Raw genomic sequence first — 17945 nt, forward strand, 5'->3', positions numbered from 1 at the left:
CCGACCTAACTCTCCTAACTAAAAAAGGTTGACGCTTTCGCGTCAACCTTTTAAGTATCTGGTCGTTACAGGAGTATTACAGCTTATCTGTCAGCTCGATTGCTTGACCGATATAGTTCGCTGGTGTCATCTCTTTCAGACGTGCTTTCTCGTGCTCAGGAAGCTCAAGACCGTCGATGAAGTTACGCATTGCTTCGCCGTCTACACGCTTACCACGAGTTAGCTCTTTCAGCTTCTCGTATGGCTTCTCGATGCCGTAACGACGCATAACGGTTTGTACTGGCTCAGCTAGTACTTCCCAGTTCTTGTCTAGTTCAGCAAGAAGCGCTTCACGGTTTACTTCTAGCTTGCTGATGCCTTTAAGTGTCGAAGTGTAAGCGATGATAGCGTAGCCAACACCAACACCAAGGTTACGTAGAACCGTTGAGTCAGTTAGGTCACGTTGCCAACGAGAGATAGGCAGTTTCTGTGCTAGGTGGCCGAATACAGCGTTCGCAAGACCTAGGTTACCTTCTGAGTTTTCAAAGTCGATTGGGTTAACTTTGTGAGGCATTGTTGAAGAACCGATCTCACCAGCAATAGTTTTTTGCTTGAAGTGGCCTAGTGCAATGTAACCCCAAACGTCACGGTCGAAGTCAATCAGGATAGTGTTGAAACGAGCGATAGCGTCGAACAGCTCAGCGATGTAATCGTGCGGTTCGATTTGAGTTGTGTAAGGGTTCCAAGTTACGCCTAGAGACTCTGTGATGAACTCTTCAGAGAACTTGTGCCAATCTAGCTCTGGGTAAGCAGAAAGGTGTGCGTTGTAGTTACCTACTGCACCGTTGATTTTCGCTAGGATCTCAACGTTTTCGATTTGCTTGAATTGACGCTCCATACGGTACGCCACGTTTGCCATTTCTTTACCCATAGTAGATGGAGAAGCAGGCTGACCGTGTGTACGAGATAGAAGAGGAATGTCGCGGTATTCCACTGCTAGTGCTTTGATAGCGTCGATTAGGTTACGGATTTCTGGAAGAATCACGTTCTCACGCGCTTCTTTAAGCATTAGAGCGTGTGATGTGTTGTTGATGTCTTCAGAAGTACATGCGAAGTGGAAGAACTCGTTTACTGCGTGCAGTTCAGGAACGTCTGCTACTTTCTCTTTTAGGAAGTACTCAACCGCTTTTACGTCGTGGTTAGTTGTACGCTCGATCTCTTTGATACGGCGTGCATCTTCTTCAGAGAAGTTTGCAGCAAGGTCGTCTAGGAATTGGTTTGCTTCTGCGCTAAACGCTGGCACTTCTGCAATTTCAGCAGTAGCAGCAAGCTTTTGTAGCCAGCGGATTTCAACGATAGTACGGTACTTTAGTAGACCGTATTCACTGAAAATTTCGCGTAACGCAATTGTCTTGCTTCCGTAACGGCCGTCTACTGGTGAAACAGCAGTCAATGCTGACAGTTCCATGATGTTCTCCTGAATTGGGTTTCTAAATTTCGTGAGCTTTATACCAATAACTGTGGCAATTGTCACGAATATTGCGCAAACGTTTGCGCGAGATTTGTTTTAGTCGAAAAAAATGAGCTCGCGATAAACGCGAGCTGCTTATTTGATATTTTACTACAGACGAGCAAGAAGGATTTGTGCTTGCTCTACCATCTTCTTGCGCCCGAAGATTAGGTGGCGACGCTTACCACCAACTTGACGCCAAAGAACTGCACTACGAATGCCAGATAACAACAGCGCACGAACTTTGTGTTGGCTTGCCGTCTGCTGCAGTACAGATGGCGTGCCCGTTACTTGAATGCGTGGGCCAATAGGGCTAACGACATCCAGATAGATGCTCGCTAAATTGCTGATCATTTGATCGTCTAGTAGCTCAAAGTGCTCTGATTGACGCTTGGCCATTTGAATACGATCGCCAAGCTGAGACATAGCATCGTTACGAGAGCTTAACTTACGTTCTAACGCCATTAAACTAATAATGTAACGAGTAATTTCACTGCCTGATGGTGTGCTATCAATCCCTTTAACCAAGCATTCTAGGCCGAGCTTTAGATCGGCTTCGCGACCGAATACGCCAACTGTGTTAGCAGGGTTCGTGCTCAAAATAGCGTTGATTGATGTTTCAAAAGCATCTTGATCACAATGTCCGTTTCTCGCTACCTGTTGAACTAAAGCAACAGCTTGGCAAATCCCAGCGAAAGCGATAGTACGGTCATAAAGTGTATTCGCCACGTAACGACTCCTAAGCTTGAGAATATTTAATGCGTTGCTCGATGATGCCGCCACCTAGGCACACGTCACCTTTGTAGAACACTGCTGATTGACCTGGAGTTACAGCAATTTGTGGCTCGTCAAAGATAACTTTAATGTTTTCATCATCGATAGGGATGATTGTACAAGGAATATCTTCCTGACGGTAACGAGTTTTCACTGTGCACTTCATAACATCGCGAATTGGCTCACGATCTACCCAGTGAAGTTGTGATGCAAGTAGACCTTCTGATTTTAACATTGGATGGTCTTTACCTTGAACGGCAATCAAAACGTTACGTTCTAGATCTTTCTCACCAACGAACCATGGGTCCTCGTTACCACCGCCGCCTTTACGGCCACCGATGTGTAGACCTTTACGCTGACCAAGCGTGTGGTACATCAGGCCTTGATGTTGACCAATCACTTCGCCTTCAGGTGTTTCGATGTTGCCTGGTTGAGCTGGAAGGTAGCGACCTAGGAATTCAGTAAACTTGCGTTCGCCGATGAAACAAATACCCGTAGAGTCTTTCTTCTTCGCCGTGATTAGATCTTGCTCTTCCGCGATGCGGCGTACTTCTGGCTTCTCTAGGTCACCAACAGGGAATAGGCTACGTGCGATTTGCTCGTTGCTTAATGTGTACAGGAAGTAGCTTTGATCTTTGTTGCCATCTAGACCACGTAACATTTGTGTTTTTTCACCGTTTTCTGGGAAAGAGCGACGCACATAGTGGCCCATTGCAATGTAATCAGCATCAAGTACTTCATCAGCGAATTCTAGGAATGCTTTGAACTTGATTTCTTTGTTACAAAGAATGTCAGGGTTCGGAGTACGGCCCGCTTTGTATTCAGCAAGGAAGTACTCAAATACGTTATCCCAGTATTCGGCAGCAAAGTTGATAGTGTGTAGGTGGATGCCTAGCTTGTCACATACTGCCTGAGCGTCAGCAAGATCTTCTGCCGCTGTACAATATTCTTCGTTGTCATCTTCTTCCCAGTTCTTCATGAAAAGGCCTTCTACTTGGTAGCCTTGCTGCTTTAGAAGATACGCGGAAACAGATGAATCAACGCCGCCGGACATACCGACGATGACTTTCTTTTGGCTGTTATCAGACATTACTAAACACCACTTAAATAAACGGGATGCAGATTCTATCAGAATCCACAGACCGGTGACAGATCCGAGATCGAAATCACAATTCGTTTCGCTGGATTTTTCTTCAACAAAGATTCGAACGAGTAATTTCGCAAGTATAGAAGAGGTATATATGGCATAGTTGGCCAAAATCCAAGAGGAAACATCAAATGACAGAAGAAAACCAATTTATGCAAGAAAGTGAGTTGATTGAAATTGTTGAAAATCAGCTCGAAGATGGTAACCCGCTTAAAGTAAAAGAAACCCTTATGCGTTTAATGATGACTGGCACACCACGTGAAGATGCGGTTGCGATGATGGCATGTGCGATGTCAATTGAGATTTTTGATGTAATGAAGAATGAGGGTGAGTTCAACCTAAAGCGTTATAGCGAGCACCTTGAGCAACTACCAGATCTCAGCTTTATGGAAGGTGAATAAGCCACCTAAAAGAAAAAAGTAGTCAGCAAACGTTTGCTATAATCGCTTTTATTGCTGCTTTATTATTAGCGGTATAGAATCCGCTCTCCTTTTCATCCCCTTACTCAGACTGACAATATGAAATTTCCTGGACAACGCAAATCGAAGCACTATTTTCCTGTTCATGCTCGTGACCCGCTGGTGAGCCAAGCACAAGAAAGCAAGAAGATGACGCGCACTCACATCATTGGTATTGACCAAACCTTGGTTGATATTGAAGCAAAAGTTACAACGGATGTGATTGAAAAGTACGGTCTGAGTAAAGGTCACTCTCTGGTTATCGATGACGAAAGAGCAGAAGAGTTATACCAGCAACTGAAAGAAGAGAACTTGATTACCAATGAGTATGCGGGCGGTACAATTGGTAACACGCTACATAACTACTCCGTGCTAGCGGATGACCGCTCCACACTACTTGGAGTGATGAGCCAGGATATTAAGATTGGCAGCTACGGTTACCGTTATCTTTGTAATACATCAAGCCGCATGGACTTGAACTACCTACAAGGTGTAGATGGTGCAATTGGCCGTTGTTTTGCTCTTATCACAGAAGACGGTGAACGTACTTTTGCTATCAGCGAAGGGCAAATGAACCAACTCCATCCTGATAGCATTCCAGAGAAAATCTTTAAAAATGCATCAGCACTTGTACTGACGTCATATCTAGTACGTTGCAAAGACGGCGACCCAATGCCGGAAGCAACAATGAAAGCAATTGAGTACGCGAAAAAGAATGATGTGCCTGTTGTTCTGACTTTAGGCACAAAGTTTGTTATTCAAGATGACCCTAAATATTGGCAAGAATTCATTCGAGATAACGTTTCAGTCGTTGCGATGAATGAAGATGAAGCAGAAGCACTGACGGGGGAATCTGATCCACTTGCTGCGTCTGATAAAACATTGGAGTGGGCTGATCTAGTATTGTGCACGGCGGGTCCTGTAGGTCTATTTATGGCTGGGTATACGGAGGATAGCGCGAAGCGCGAAACTTCTTTGCCATTACTTCCAGGGTCAATTGCTGAATTTAATCGTTATGAATTCAGTCGTCCGGCGAAAAAAGACTCATGCGAGACGCCAATAAAAGTGTACTCGCATATCTCGCCATATATGGGTGGCCCAGAAAAAATTAAGAATACAAATGGCGCAGGTGATGCTGCGTTATCTGCTGTTCTTCATGATATGGCAGCAAATAAATACCATAAAGAAAATGTGCCTAATTCAAGCAAGCACAGTAACGAGTATTTAACTTACTCTTCTTTTTCTCAAGTCTGCAAATACGCAAACCGTGCTAGCTACGAAGTTCTCGTGCAACATTCACCACGATTGTCGCGCGGACTTCCTGAGCGAGAAGATAGCCTAGAAGAAGCATACTGGGAACGTTAATACGAAGCGGTTTAATTAACTATTCTGTAACTAAAGTAAAAGGCACATTAAGAAATGTGCCTTTTTTATTTGTAATGGTTTAAATAAAAAAGGCTCCCTATGGGAGCCTTTTAAAAATAGCACGGATCTAGATTAGGAACTCATCCAGAGATTTACCTGCATCAAGTTGCTCTTGAATCGCCGAAGGTGTACGACCTTGGCCAGTCCAAGTTTTCTCATTACCGTTTGAATCTGTGTATTTGTATTTAGCAGGGCGAGGTGCGCGCTTCGCTTTGCCTTTCGTCTTAGTTTCGCCAGATAGCGCAGTAATAAGTGCTTCTACGTCAATACCGTCTTGAGCGATTTTCTCAGCAATCTCTGCAAGCTTAGCTTCTTGCTCTGCTTGTGCTGCGCGTTCTGCTTCTTCTGCTTCACGACGCTCATCTACGACAGTAGTGAGTTTATCTAGAGCTTCTTCCAATTGTTCTAGAGTCAGCTCACGAGAAAATGCACGAAGGCTACGGATATTTAGAAGGGTTTTAGTCAGCTCTGACATAACGATTCCTATTAAAAGGTTAATGTGTTGGGCACTTTTTATCGTTACGATTAAATAATGCCAATCTATAAATAAACAAAGAGTCCTTATATTTAACTTTATCTTTTCCTTATGTGCAAATGCTAAATCAAGATTTTGTTTAAATTTGACTATTTTTTAAAGCAATTAATATTATTACACTCGAAATAAATCATTATTAGATGAGAACTAAAATCAACAATCATTATTGTATAGAGAGAGTGATAGCTTGGTTTTTTATAAAAAAATTTGAGTTATTACTTAAAAATATGAAGCATCCATCTTTAATGCTGTGTCATATATCCTTAATTTATTGATATAAGATAAACCATGATATTTCTAAGGTAGTAATAATGTTTCATAAATAACATGATTGATGTGATTTCAGTTGCACAAAACTTATGGAAGTAGGCAAGGTTTATAAATTATCTCAGTCATTATTTATTTGTTTAATTTAGTTTGATGTGTTGCATTGACTCTCATCATAAGTACAATGGCTGCCACCTGATGCAATATTGCAGACAATTTGTTGTTAATTTGTACAGTTAGTGGTTAATTGTTTGTTGTTGCCGTAGAGGCGCGGTCTCGAAGAGTAGCTATTATTGGGGTGATGCCAATGAATAATAGTGGAAGGCGAAGATTGCCGAAGTAAGTAACTCATCAAAGTTACTTGCTGGGGTTGTATCTGAAAGGAACAACACTGCCATAGTATATATTCACATTAAACTATGGAGCGCTACTGTAGGGTTGGGTGGAGTGTTCGCTTCCCTGTCGCTAAGTTCAACATGAGCACGTATCGTATGCTACGTGACTTGTCTGCAGTAGATCTCTAGCCAAACTTTGGTTTTTGAAGATCATGAATTTAATAGATTTTTCTAGTTCTCCTGTTTCATTATTGCCACCTATTGTCGCTTTGACTTTGGCGATTTTGACTCGACGTGTATTAGTTTCCTTGGGTGTAGGTATCGTGCTAGGTGCGGTGCTACTTAATAGCTGGTCTATCAGCGACACCGCAGGTTACGTCAGTTCTCAAGTTTCTTCTGTCTTTATTGAAGATGGTGGAATTAACACTTGGAACATGAGCATTGTTGGTTTCCTAATCTTATTAGGTATGACAACAGCTTTATTAACGCTATCTGGCGGTACTCGTGCTTTTGCTGAATGGGCACAATCTCGAGTGAAGAGTAAACGCGGCTCCAAACTTCTTGCCGCCTTTTTAGGCGTATTCATTTTTGTCGATGATTACTTTAATAGCCTTGCTGTTGGTGCGATCTCTCGCCCAGTAACCGATCGCTTTTATGTGTCTCGCGCTAAGCTTGCGTACATTCTAGACTCAACCGCCGCTCCAATGTGTGTAATTATGCCTGCTTCTAGCTGGGGTGCTTACATTATTACTATTATTGGCGGGATCTTAGTCTCACATGGGATCACAGAGTATTCGGCTCTTGGCGCATATGTTCGTCTTATCCCAATGAACTTCTACGCCGTTTTTGCGCTGCTAATGGTGTTCGCTGTTGCGTGGTTTGGTCTTGATATTGGTAAAATGCGTGAGCATGAAATCTCTGCATCGCAAGGTCGTGGCTTTGATAAAGACAAAGAAAATGACTCGCAAGAAGCGCATGACCTAAACGAAGAGCTAGATATCCGTGAAAGTGAAAAGGGTAAAGTGTCAGATTTGATACTTCCTATCGTAACGCTGATTATCGCGACTATCGCTTCAATGCTTTACACGGGTGGCCAAGCATTGGCTGCTGATGGTAAGGAGTTTGCGCTTCTTGGTGCTTTTGAAAATACAGATGTAGGTACATCACTAATCTACGGTAGCTTGCTTGGCTTAGCTGTTGCACTGTTTACTGTTGTGAAGCAAGGTCTACCAATGGCTGAGATCGCACGTACACTTTGGATTGGTGCTAAGTCTATGTTTGGTGCGATTCTAATCTTAGTATTTGCCTGGACCATTGGTTCTGTTATCGGTGATATGAAGACTGGTACTTACCTTTCGACAATGGCGCAGGGCAACATTAACCCACACTGGCTACCAGTTATCCTATTCTTGTTGTCTGGCCTAATGGCGTTCTCAACAGGTACTTCATGGGGTACGTTCGGCATTATGCTACCAATCGCGGGTGACATGGCTGGCGCAACAGACGTAGCGCTAATGCTACCGATGCTGAGTGCGGTTTTAGCTGGTGCGGTATTCGGTGACCATTGTTCACCAATCTCAGATACGACTATCTTGTCATCGACGGGTGCACGTTGTAACCACATTGATCACGTATCAACACAGCTACCTTATGCATTATCAGTCGCGCTTGTTTCATGCGTGGGCTTTATTGCCCTTGGTATGACTGCTTCAATTGCGTTTTCGTTTATTGCAGCGTCGATAACATTCGTTATCGTTTGCGCTATTTTGTCATGGCTTTCAAAGTCTAAAATAGCGTCTTGCCAGAGTGCGTAATTCACTGATTTAAAAGGTGAAATTGTAGGAGGCTTCGGCCTCCTTTTTTATTTGTATTATACAATTCGAATTTTTTTAAAATTAAGGGTTGAAAAAAGTAATCAGCTTGGTTAGTGTGGTTGGTAACAAAGCAAATGAGAAGAGCCTTGAAATAAGTATGCGTAATTTTGTAATGAACATTCATCACCATCATCACCCAATCTAGTCTTTCGGGCGATGTACGCATACCCGGGAGGCAGGAAACTCCCGGAGGTAAAATCAAAGTAAAAGCAGATTTTAAACCCTCGGGAGGCTTCAATCTCCCGAGGGTTTTTTAGTTTTATTAGTTTGAAAAATACTTAGATATCAAAATCTTGCATAGGGACAAAGCAATGCAAACACAACGTTTAAGAATCGCAATTCAGAAAAAAGGTCGTCTTAGCAAAGAGAGTCAAGCTCTACTAAAACAGTGCGGCGTAAAGTTCAACGTAATGGGCGAGCGTTTAGTTGTCCATTCTGAAAATATGCCAATTGATTTACTCTTGGTTCGTGACGACGACATCCCAGGTTTAATTATGGATGGCGTGGTTGACCTTGGCTTTATTGGCGAAAATGAACTAGAAGAAGTTCGCCTTGACCGCAAAGCATTAGGTGAACCCTGCGAGTTTGTTCAGCTTCGTCGACTTGATTTTGGTGGCTGTCGTTTATCTATCGCAATCGACAAGGACGAAGAGTACAACGGTCCACAAGACTTAGCTGGCAAGCGTATTGCTACAACGTATCCTCAACTTCTAAAAGCGTACATGGATGAAGCCGGCGTTCCATTCTCTACATGTATGCTGACAGGCTCTGTAGAAGTTGCGCCTCGCGCGGGTCTCGCTGATGCTATCGCTGATTTGGTTTCTACAGGTGCAACACTGGAAGCGAACGGCCTTAAAGAAGCTGAAATTATCTTCAAATCAAAAGCGACATTGATTCAACGCACAGGTGAGTTCGACGCAGACAAAGTGGCGCTAATCGAAAAGCTGTTAACTCGCATGCAAGGCGTGCAGCAAGCGAAAGAATCTAAGTACATTATGCTTCACGCCCCAGCAGAGAAGTTAGATCAAATTAAAGCACTACTGCCAGGTGCTGAAGACCCAACTGTTCTTCCTCTTTCTGCAGATAAGCAGAAAATGGCTGTTCACTTAGTGAGTTCTGAAAACCTATTCTGGGAAACAATGGAACAGCTGAAAGAGTTGGGCGCAAGTTCAATTCTCGTTCTACCAATTGAAAAAATGATGGAGTAAGCATCATGAGAACAGTCGTTTGGCAATCATTAAGTGAGAATCAGCAAGACTCTATTTTGGAGCGCCCTGCTATTGCAGAAGGTGCCAATATCACCACTGCTGTGGCCGAAGTTATTGCTAAAGTTCGAGAAGAAGGTGACTCTGCTCTTATTGAGCTGACAGAAAAGTTTGACCGTGTTAAGCCTGAATCCATTCGTGTTTCTTCTCAGGAAATTAAGGCAGCGTCAGAGCGTTTGTCAGAGTCAATGAAGAGCGCACTAGAGCAAGCTTACGCCAATATTTCTAAGTTCCACAAAGCGCAAAAGCCGCAACCGATCAAGGTGGAAACGCAGCCAGGTGTTCTTTGTGAACAAGTAACACGTCCAATTCAAAAAGTGGGTTTGTACATTCCTGGTGGAAGTGCGCCTTTGCCATCGACTGTTTTGATGCTCGGCGTTCCTGCAAAAATTGCAGGTTGTCGTAAAGTCGTTCTTTGTTCTCCACCGCCAATCGCTGATGAGATCCTTTATGTCGCGAAGCTGTGTGGCATTGATGAAGTGTACAACGTCGGTGGTGGCCAAGCAGTTGCTGCAATGGCTTATGGCACCGAGACTGTATCGAAAGTAGATAAGATCTTTGGTCCGGGCAACGCTTACGTGACCGAAGCAAAACGACAGGTTAGCAATGATTTCCGCGGTGCTGCGATTGATATGCCAGCAGGGCCATCAGAAGTTCTTGTGATTGCCGATGAAACCGCAGATGCAGACTTTATCGCTGCGGATCTTTTGAGCCAAGCAGAACACGGTCCTGATTCTCAAGTGGTATTGGTGACTCCTTCTCCTGTGATTGCTGATCAAGTGACGGATGCGGTTCAACGTCAGCTTAAGGAGCTATCTCGTGCAGACATCGCAGAAAAGGCTCTGGCATCAAGCTTGATCATTATTTCCGAGTCGATGACGCAGTCAGTTTCTATTTCCAATTACTACGGTCCTGAGCACTTGATTGTTCAGACTAAGAACCCTCGTGAGCTTCTACCTCTACTTGATAATGCAGGCTCTATCTTCCTTGGGGATTGGTCGCCTGAATCTGCGGGAGATTACGCGTCGGGGACTAACCACGTCCTTCCTACTTACGGTTACACACGTACTTATTCAAGCTTAGGTTTGGCGGATTTCTCTAAACGAATGACGGTTCAGGAGCTTTCTGCTGATGGTTTAAAGAACCTTGCACCAACGGTAGTCACGATGGCTGAAGCGGAAGGTCTGGACGCTCACAAACGTGCTGTTACTATCCGCGTAGAAAAATTAGCAAGTAAGTAAGAATAAGAGAGTAATGAGATGGAAAAGCTAGCGCGTAAACAAGTCCAACAGCTTACCCCTTATATGTCGGCTCGCCGAATCGGTGGTACGGGTGACGTATGGCTAAATGCCAACGAATCACCATTTAACAATGAATACAAAACAGACTTTGCTCGTCTTAATCGTTACAGCGAATGCCAACCGAAAGAACTGATTTCCGCTTACGCAGCGTATGCGGGTGTTAAACCAGAACAAACACTGACTTCTCGCGGCGCAGACGAAGGTATTGAGTTATTAATTCGTGCATTCTGTGAGCCGGGTGAAGATGCGATTCTTTACTGCCCACCAACTTACGGTATGTACGCCATCAGTGCAGAAACCATCGGTGTAGAGCGCAAAACCGTGCCGCTAACGTCAGATTGGCAACTAGACCTTGCAGGCATCGAAGCTAATCTGGATAACGTGAAACTGGTTTTTGTATGTTCGCCAAACAACCCAACGGGTAACTTGGTTAAGCGTGAGGACATTGTGTCTCTGCTTGAGATGACAAAAGACCGTGCAATCGTGGTGATGGATGAAGCGTACATCGATTTTTGTCCAGAAGCGTCAACGGTAGACCTACTGGCGCAATACCCGAATCTTGCGATTCTGCGTACTCTGTCGAAAGCTTTTGCGCTTGCAGGTCTGCGTTGTGGATTTACGCTTGCGAACGAAGAGCTTATTAATGTACTTCTTAAAGTTATCGCACCTTACCCAGTCCCAGTTCCAGTGGCAGAAATTGCGACTCAGGCGCTTTCGGAAGCTGGTTTAGCACGAGCGAAGTTTCAAGTTCTCGATTTGAATGCGAACCGTGCTTACTTGCAAGTTGGCCTTTCAATGATTCCGGGTTTGGAAGTGTTTGAAGGGTGGGGGAACTACCTATTGGTGAAATTCCCAGATGGCGATGACCTTTTCAAAGCGGCTTGGGATACGGGCATTATTTTGCGTAACTCGCCAATTGAAAACTGTGTGCGTATCAGTGTGGGTAACCGTGACGAGTGCGAAAAAACGCTTGGATTTATTAGAAACTACTACGCATAAATAGAGACAGAATTTATCGCTCTCGCTCAATAGCGGGAGCGCCAAAAGAATAGCAATAAGGAAGTTCGAGTGAGCAAACAACAAAAAATCCTTTTTATTGATCGTGATGGCACCTTAATTGTTGAGCCGCCGATTGATTTTCAAGTAGACCGTTTAGATAAGCTAAAACTAGAACCATTTGTTATCCCAAGCCTGCTGTCGTTGCAGGATGCAGGATATCGTCTAGTGATGGTCACGAACCAAGATGGTTTGGGTACAGACAGCTACCCACAAGCTGATTTTGATGCACCGCACAACATGATGATGGAGATCTTTGAGTCTCAAGGTGTGAAGTTCGATGACGTACTGATTTGTCCTCACTTTGATGAAGATAACTGCTCTTGCCGTAAGCCTAAACTAGGCTTGGTAAAAGAGTACCTTCAAGGTGGCAAAGTGGATTTTCAAAACTCTGTTGTGATTGGCGATCGTCAAACCGATCTTCAACTTGCAGAAAACATGGCAATTCGTGGCATTCAATACAACCCAGAAACCATGGGTTGGAAACAGATCCTAAAAGATCTCACGGTGAAGGCTCGCGTTGCTGAAGTGGTTCGCACCACAAAAGAAACAGACATTAAAGTATTCGTTAATCTTGACGAGCAAGGCGGTAACGATATTTCTACAGGTCTTGGCTTTTTTGACCACATGCTGGATCAAATTGCGACGCACGGTGGATTCCAAATGGTGTGCAAAGTGGAAGGTGACCTGCACATTGATGATCACCACACAGTAGAAGATACCGCTCTTGCGTTGGGTCAAGCGTTGAAAGAAGCACTGGGTGACAAGCGTGGTATTGGTCGCTTTGGCTTTAGCTTGCCAATGGATGAGTGTTTGGCGCAATGCGCACTAGACCTATCAGGTCGTCCTTACCTTAAGTTCGACGCGCAGTTTAGTCGTGAGCAAGTGGGTGATCTTTCAACAGAGATGGTGGTTCACTTCTTCCGCTCTCTGACTGACACATTAGCGTGTACGTTGCACCTTTCTTCTGCGGGCAACAATGATCACCACATCATTGAAAGTCTATTTAAAGCGTTTGGTCGTACGTTACGCCAAGCAATCAAAGTAGAAGGCACTGAGCTACCAAGTAGTAAAGGCGTGCTTTAAGGCTAACGTTAGCAAGGAGAAAAACAGTGACAGAACAGAAAGTTGTCATTATCGATACTGGCTGTGCCAACGTTTCTTCGGTGAAGTTTGCCATTGAACGCCTAGGCTATGACGTAACGATTTCAAAAGATCCGCAAGTCGTATTATCCGCAGATAAGCTATTCCTACCGGGTGTGGGAACCGCCAGCGAAGCGATGAAGAACCTAGAAGAGCGCGATCTGATCAGCTTGGTAAAACAGGTAGAAAAGCCATTACTAGGTATCTGTTTAGGCATGCAACTGTTGGGCAAAGTGTCTCAAGAGAAAGGGCAGAAAGCCGACGAGTTAGTTGAGTGTCTTGGACTTTGTGATGGCGAAGTGAAGCTACTACAAACTGGCGATTTGCCGTTGCCGCATATGGGGTGGAACACGGTCTCTGCAAAAGCAGGTAATCCACTTTTCAAAGATATTGAAGAAGGAGAGTATTTCTACTTCGTGCACAGCTTTGCGATGCCTGTTGGGGATTACACGATTGCGGAATGTGAATACGGCAACCCGTTCACAGCAGCAGTACAAAGCGGTAACTATTACGGCGTGCAATTCCACCCTGAGCGTTCTTCAAAAGCGGGCGCGAAGCTTATTCAAAACTTCTTAGAATTATAAAAGGGATTTAGTGTGATTATTCCAGCTCTTGATTTAATTGAAGGACAGGTGGTTCGCCTTTATCAAGGTGATTACGGCCAAGTAACTGAGTACAAAGTCGACCCAGCAGAGCAGTTCAACTTGTACCACCAAGCTGGTGCTAACTGGCTGCACTTGGTGGATTTAACTGGCGCGAAAGACACGACAGCACGTCAACTTGATTTAATTGCAAAGCTACTAGCAAGCACGCCAGCGAACATCCAAATCGGTGGCGGAGTGCGCACAGAGCAAGACGTGATTGAGCTGCTAGAAGCGGGGGCTCAGCGTGTTGTCGTTGGCTCAACAGCAGTAAAACAGCCAGAGCTTGTGAAAGGTTGGATGGAAAAATACGGTGCAGAGAAAATCGTTCTCGCGCTAGACATCAACATCGATCAAGACGGCACACGTAAAGTAGCGATTTCTGGTTGGCAAGAAGATTCAGGCGTGACTATCGAAGCTCTGATCAACGATTACCTGACGGTAGGTTTGCAGCACGTGCTTTGTACGGACATTTCTCGTGACGGTACGCTAGAAGGCTCAAACGTAGAGCTTTATGTCGACCTATGTAAACAGTACCCACAAGTGCAGTTTCAATCTTCAGGTGGCATTGGCTCATTAGCAGATATCGAAGCGCTAAAAGGCAGCGGTGTGGCTGGCGTGATTGTTGGTCGCGCGCTGTTAGATGGTAAGTTCACAGCAGAGGAGGCATTTGCATGCTGGCAAAGCGAATAATTCCATGTCTTGATGTTCGTGATGGACAAGTGGTGAAGGGCGTCCAGTTCCGCAACCACGAAATCATTGGCGACATCGTTCCTCTGGCGCAGCGTTATGCGGAAGAAGGCGCTGACGAGCTTGTGTTCTACGATATTACCGCTTCAAGTGATGGGCGTGTCGTTGACAAAAGTTGGGTCGCTCGCGTTGCTGAAGTGATTGATATTCCCTTCTGTGTGGCTGGTGGTATTAAATCAGCGGAAGACGCGGCGCGCATTCTTGAGTTTGGTGCAGACAAAGTGTCTATCAACTCACCTGCCTTGGCGAACCCGCAATTGATTACTGACCTTGCTGATAAGTTTGGTGTGCAATGTATCGTCGTTGGTATCGATTCATACTACGACAAAGAGACCGGCAAGTATCAGGTTTACCAGTTTACTGGCGATGAAGAACGCACCAAAGCAACTCAATGGGAAACGCGTGATTGGGTGCAAGAAGTACAAAAACGCGGCGCTGGTGAAATCGTACTGAACATGATGAACCAAGACGGCGTACGTAACGGCTACGATATTGAACAACTTAATATGGTGCGTGAAGTGTGTAACGTGCCATTGATTGCATCGGGTGGTGCAGGTGCCATGGAGCACTTCGCAGAAGCCTACCAAAAAGCAAATGTGGATGGCGCGCTTGCCGCATCGGTATTCCACAAGCAAGTCATCAATATTGGTGAACTAAAGCAGTATTTGAAACAACAACGCATTGAGGTACGACTATGAGTGTGAAAGCCGCCGAAGTAAGTTCGCTAGCTGAGCGAATCAACTGGGAAAAGGTGGATGGTCTGGTACCTGCCATCGTACAAGATTTCCAATCAAGCCAAGTGCTGATGATGGGTTACATGAACCAAGATGCGTTGGCAAAAACGGGCGAAACGGGTCAAGTGACGTTTTTCTCTCGAACTAAACAGCGTCTTTGGACGAAAGGTGAGACTTCCGGTAATGTATTGCAATTGGTGAACATGCAGCTAGATTGCGACAACGATACGCTACTGGTTAAGGTGAATCCCATTGGTCCTACGTGCCACTTGGGTAATACAACTTGCTGGGATGTGGACCCTCAAGAGGAGTCACAAATGGTGTGGCTTCATCAACTTGAGCAGCTATTGGCTGCCCGCAAGAGTGCCGACCCAGATTCCTCTTATACTGCCAGTCTTTATGCCCGTGGCACCAAGCGTATTTCGCAAAAAGTGGGCGAAGAAGGCGTTGAAGTCGCGCTTGCGGCGACGTCGGGCGATAAGGCGGAGTTAGTGTGTGAATCAGCAGATTTGATTTATCACTTAATGGTATTGCTTCAAGACCAAGGCTTATCGATGAATGACGTAGTGAACAAACTGAAAGAGCGTCATAAGTAAGCTTGCTATAGATAAGTGAAAGCCCCTATGCTCTCGAGCCTAGGGGCTTTTTTAATTTAGTGTTCTTGATTCGGGGTAAAAACCGGCAACAGTGCTAGTAGCGATTAGATTCTGAATCACACTCGTTCCTCGCCGTTCAGAATGACGGTATATTTTCTAATGGTGCTTGCAGTAGAGTTATTTACTTCAAACAGGTACATATATTCACGTTATTCCGACGAGCTTAGGTGAGGTCAGGAATCTCATTAAAGCGAACTCAATAAGCTAGGCGTGGATGCCTTTACCCACAACACTTCTTAAACTTCTTACCGCTTCCGCAGATACACGGATCGTTACGACCTAGCTTTAGGCTACTCACTGGCTGGCTCAATCGTGGATCCTGTTCTGGTTCTTCTTCTGGCTCTTCTTCAGGAAATGTGCCGTCAATGTAGTACCAAAGCCCATTTTCTTTTACGAAGCGAGAACGCTCTGTCATACAGTAGCGCTTGCCGTCTTCATCAAAATAAGCGCTAAATTCGACAAAGCCTTCATTGTCATTACTGCCAGCTTCTGTTTTTACAACTTCAAGTTTGCACCAATCGCTGTCGATAGATTGGGCAATGCCTTCACGTTGCTCTTCTGCATTACAGCTTGGGTGGTACGTGTTCACCACGTAATCGACTAGACCTAACACATGCGCACTGTAACGAGAGCGCATTAACTGCTCTGGAGTGGTGACGTCAGCATGGTTGTTGTGGGCCATTTCACAACACTGTTGGTAGGTGCGGTTAGATCCGCAAGGGCAAGAAGAAGCCATAAAATGAAATCTCGATTAATTAAGCGGTAAAAACAAACAACCTCACAATTGCGAGGCTGGGGGTGAGGCATTATAGCGATTTAGGGCGTTTGAGACAGCAGTTCTTGAGCCCATTCCGTCGATTGATTAAAAGCGTCCGCTAATTGAGGTTCGGTTAATTTAAGAACGGTGCAATATCGCTCGGCTAACTCCCAGTCCGCTTGTTCATAGGCGATCGTCATCGAAAGTAAGTGACCAAGTACGCCTTTTCGACTGGTTAATGCGAGTTTTATATCTTCGTCAACGGGGATATCTTCAATGACATCCGAGAGCGGTTGATCGAGCAAAGAGCCGAGTAAAGAAAACATGCCTGTCAAAAAAGCCTGCCCAGGGTCATACCTAGTGTTCATTTGACTAAGTAACAGTTCACACATTCGTGCACGCTGAATCGCTAAAGAGTATAGAGAGTCAGGTTTATCTTCTTGAACGGACGCAATTGCAACTAAGGAAATAAAGCGTCGTAGTCGCTCTTCACCCAGATAAATAAGCGCCTGTCTGAACGATTTGATCTTAGTCGTTAATGTATATCCTGAATTTACGTAAGTAAGCAGCTTGTATGACAGCGTCACATCTATCGAAAACAGACGTTCAACCTCATTGAAGTCGATGGGCTTATCAGCAATCTCTTTACAAAGTTGGATGACGGTAAGAAACGCGGGGTTCAACCGTTTTTTCTGGATCATCTCAGGTTTGCTAAAAAAATACCCTTGAAAATAGTTAAAACCGGCTTCTAGAGCTTGCTCAAACTCTTCATAGGTCTCTACCTTTTCCGCAAGAAAGTCGATTTTAAATGGGCTCAACGCCTGAATAAAAATGGCAGCTTTCTTGATCGGCACAAGTCTAATATCAAACTTGATCATGGAAACGTATGGAAGAAAACGCTTCCAAGCTTTCGTCGGAACAAAATCATCCAGAGCAATTTTGTATCCGCACTCATGAAGGTGCTTGATGGCTTCTAACAGTTCTTCTGTCGGTTCGCAGTCTTCAAGGACTTCAATGACGAGAGATTCTTTAGGGAACAAAGTTGGGACCAAGTTCACCAAGCTTTGATGCGGAAAGTTAACAAAGCCAAGTTTGTTTCCTAATGTGTTGTAATGCGTCGATAAAAAATGATCGGATAGCAGTCGACTAGTAGCCAGCTCTGGTTCTACTTCAGGGAAGGTATTTTTAGGGCCGTCTCGAAAGAGGAGTTCGTAACCTATGGTTCGTTTTTCTCTATCCAGAATCGGTTGGCGAGCTACGTAAGAATACTTCAATTAGGTACTTCGTTCTGTTTAACTTAGTATTATGATAATAGCGATTTTTTACAAAATATCTACG

Annotated in this window: 17 protein-coding genes, 1 riboswitch and 1 other annotated feature; of the genes, 11 read left to right on the forward strand and 6 right to left on the reverse strand. The window is 44.6% G+C overall.

Going from position 1 to position 17945, the window contains the following annotated elements; all coding sequences use genetic code 11:
• Window positions 1-76 precede the first annotated feature (76 nt).
• The 3 genes from purB to mnmA all read right to left on the reverse strand — a co-directional run bounded on the left by purB (window position 77) and on the right by mnmA (window position 3353).
• Window positions 77-1447: an adenylosuccinate lyase gene (gene purB / locus R8N28_RS12420; protein ID WP_005378198.1), complete on the reverse strand. Its 1371-nt coding sequence runs from the start codon at window positions 1445-1447 to the stop codon at window positions 77-79.
• 153 nt (window positions 1448-1600) lie between these two features.
• Window positions 1601-2218 carry a high frequency lysogenization protein HflD gene (gene hflD / locus R8N28_RS12425; protein ID WP_005378194.1) on the reverse strand — a complete coding sequence of 206 codons (618 nt, stop codon included), beginning with the start codon at window positions 2216-2218 and terminating at the stop codon, window positions 1601-1603.
• 10 nt (window positions 2219-2228) lie between these two features.
• A complete protein-coding gene (gene mnmA / locus R8N28_RS12430) occupies window positions 2229-3353 on the reverse strand; it encodes a tRNA 2-thiouridine(34) synthase MnmA (protein ID WP_054576398.1) in 1125 nt (374 codons plus the stop codon).
• Window positions 3354-3541: 188 nt separating this feature from the next.
• Between mnmA and R8N28_RS12435 the strand changes: the two genes are divergently transcribed.
• Window positions 3542-3811 carry a hypothetical protein gene (locus tag R8N28_RS12435; protein WP_005378190.1) on the forward strand — a complete coding sequence of 90 codons (270 nt, stop codon included), beginning with the start codon at window positions 3542-3544 and terminating at the stop codon, window positions 3809-3811.
• Between the two features lie 117 nt (window positions 3812-3928).
• A complete protein-coding gene (locus tag R8N28_RS12440; protein WP_005378187.1) occupies window positions 3929-5233 on the forward strand; it encodes an inosine/guanosine kinase in 1305 nt (434 codons plus the stop codon).
• A 127-nt stretch (window positions 5234-5360) separates the two neighbouring features.
• On the opposite strand, the gene R8N28_RS12445 is transcribed toward R8N28_RS12440, so the two are convergent.
• Window positions 5361-5768: an H-NS family nucleoid-associated regulatory protein gene (locus R8N28_RS12445; protein WP_005378185.1), complete on the reverse strand. Its 408-nt coding sequence runs from the start codon at window positions 5766-5768 to the stop codon at window positions 5361-5363.
• A gap of 582 nt (window positions 5769-6350) precedes the next feature.
• Window positions 6351-6533: riboswitch (Lysine riboswitch) on the forward strand.
• A gap of 109 nt (window positions 6534-6642) precedes the next feature.
• On the opposite strand from R8N28_RS12445, the gene tet(35) reads away from it, so the two are divergent.
• The 9 genes from tet(35) (at window position 6643) to hisIE (ending at window position 15790) form a co-directional block, all read left to right on the forward strand.
• Window positions 6643-8244, forward strand: a complete 1602-nt coding sequence (gene tet(35), locus R8N28_RS12450) for a tetracycline efflux Na+/H+ antiporter family transporter Tet(35) (protein ID WP_005378182.1) — start codon at window positions 6643-6645, stop codon at window positions 8242-8244.
• A 180-nt stretch (window positions 8245-8424) separates the two neighbouring features.
• Window positions 8425-8562: a sequence feature (His leader region), on the forward strand.
• A 53-nt stretch (window positions 8563-8615) separates the two neighbouring features.
• Window positions 8616-9512 (forward strand): ATP phosphoribosyltransferase, encoded by an 897-nt coding sequence (gene hisG / locus R8N28_RS12455; protein ID WP_005378180.1) that lies wholly within the window; start codon window positions 8616-8618, stop codon window positions 9510-9512.
• A 5-nt stretch (window positions 9513-9517) separates the two neighbouring features.
• The gene (gene hisD, locus R8N28_RS12460) at window positions 9518-10810 is read left to right on the forward strand and encodes a histidinol dehydrogenase (RefSeq protein ID WP_033905089.1); all 1293 of its coding nucleotides are present in this window, start codon (window positions 9518-9520) and stop codon (window positions 10808-10810) included.
• 18 nt (window positions 10811-10828) lie between these two features.
• Window positions 10829-11869 (forward strand): histidinol-phosphate transaminase, encoded by a 1041-nt coding sequence (gene hisC, locus R8N28_RS12465; RefSeq protein ID WP_017634689.1) that lies wholly within the window; start codon window positions 10829-10831, stop codon window positions 11867-11869.
• A gap of 69 nt (window positions 11870-11938) precedes the next feature.
• Window positions 11939-13012, forward strand: coding sequence for a bifunctional histidinol-phosphatase/imidazoleglycerol-phosphate dehydratase HisB (gene hisB / locus R8N28_RS12470; RefSeq protein WP_005389832.1), 1074 nt, complete (start codon window positions 11939-11941; stop codon window positions 13010-13012).
• Window positions 13013-13038: 26 nt separating this feature from the next.
• Complete coding sequence (hisH, locus tag R8N28_RS12475; RefSeq protein WP_017821716.1) at window positions 13039-13653, forward strand: imidazole glycerol phosphate synthase subunit HisH; 615 nt, start codon at window positions 13039-13041, stop codon at window positions 13651-13653.
• Window positions 13654-13665: 12 nt separating this feature from the next.
• Window positions 13666-14403 carry a 1-(5-phosphoribosyl)-5-[(5-phosphoribosylamino)methylideneamino]imidazole-4-carboxamide isomerase gene (gene hisA, locus R8N28_RS12480; protein ID WP_053307442.1) on the forward strand — a complete coding sequence of 246 codons (738 nt, stop codon included), beginning with the start codon at window positions 13666-13668 and terminating at the stop codon, window positions 14401-14403.
• Window positions 14385-15158, forward strand: a complete 774-nt coding sequence (gene hisF, locus R8N28_RS12485) for an imidazole glycerol phosphate synthase subunit HisF (protein ID WP_065274372.1) — start codon at window positions 14385-14387, stop codon at window positions 15156-15158. Before hisA ends, hisF begins: the two co-directional genes overlap by 19 nt.
• Entirely contained in the window at window positions 15155-15790 is a 636-nt protein-coding gene (gene hisIE, locus R8N28_RS12490; protein ID WP_005533681.1) for a bifunctional phosphoribosyl-AMP cyclohydrolase/phosphoribosyl-ATP diphosphatase HisIE, read from the forward strand. Before hisF ends, hisIE begins: the two co-directional genes overlap by 4 nt.
• A gap of 280 nt (window positions 15791-16070) precedes the next feature.
• Here hisIE and R8N28_RS12495 read toward each other — a convergent pair whose 3' ends face one another.
• A complete protein-coding gene (locus R8N28_RS12495; RefSeq protein ID WP_065274373.1) occupies window positions 16071-16586 on the reverse strand; it encodes a YchJ family protein in 516 nt (171 codons plus the stop codon).
• Window positions 16587-16666: 80 nt separating this feature from the next.
• The gene (locus R8N28_RS12500; RefSeq protein ID WP_005378158.1) at window positions 16667-17881 is read right to left on the reverse strand and encodes an EAL and HDOD domain-containing protein; all 1215 of its coding nucleotides are present in this window, start codon (window positions 17879-17881) and stop codon (window positions 16667-16669) included.
• Window positions 17882-17945 lie beyond the last annotated feature (64 nt).

Source organism: Vibrio sp. Vb1554, from assembly GCF_033344235.1.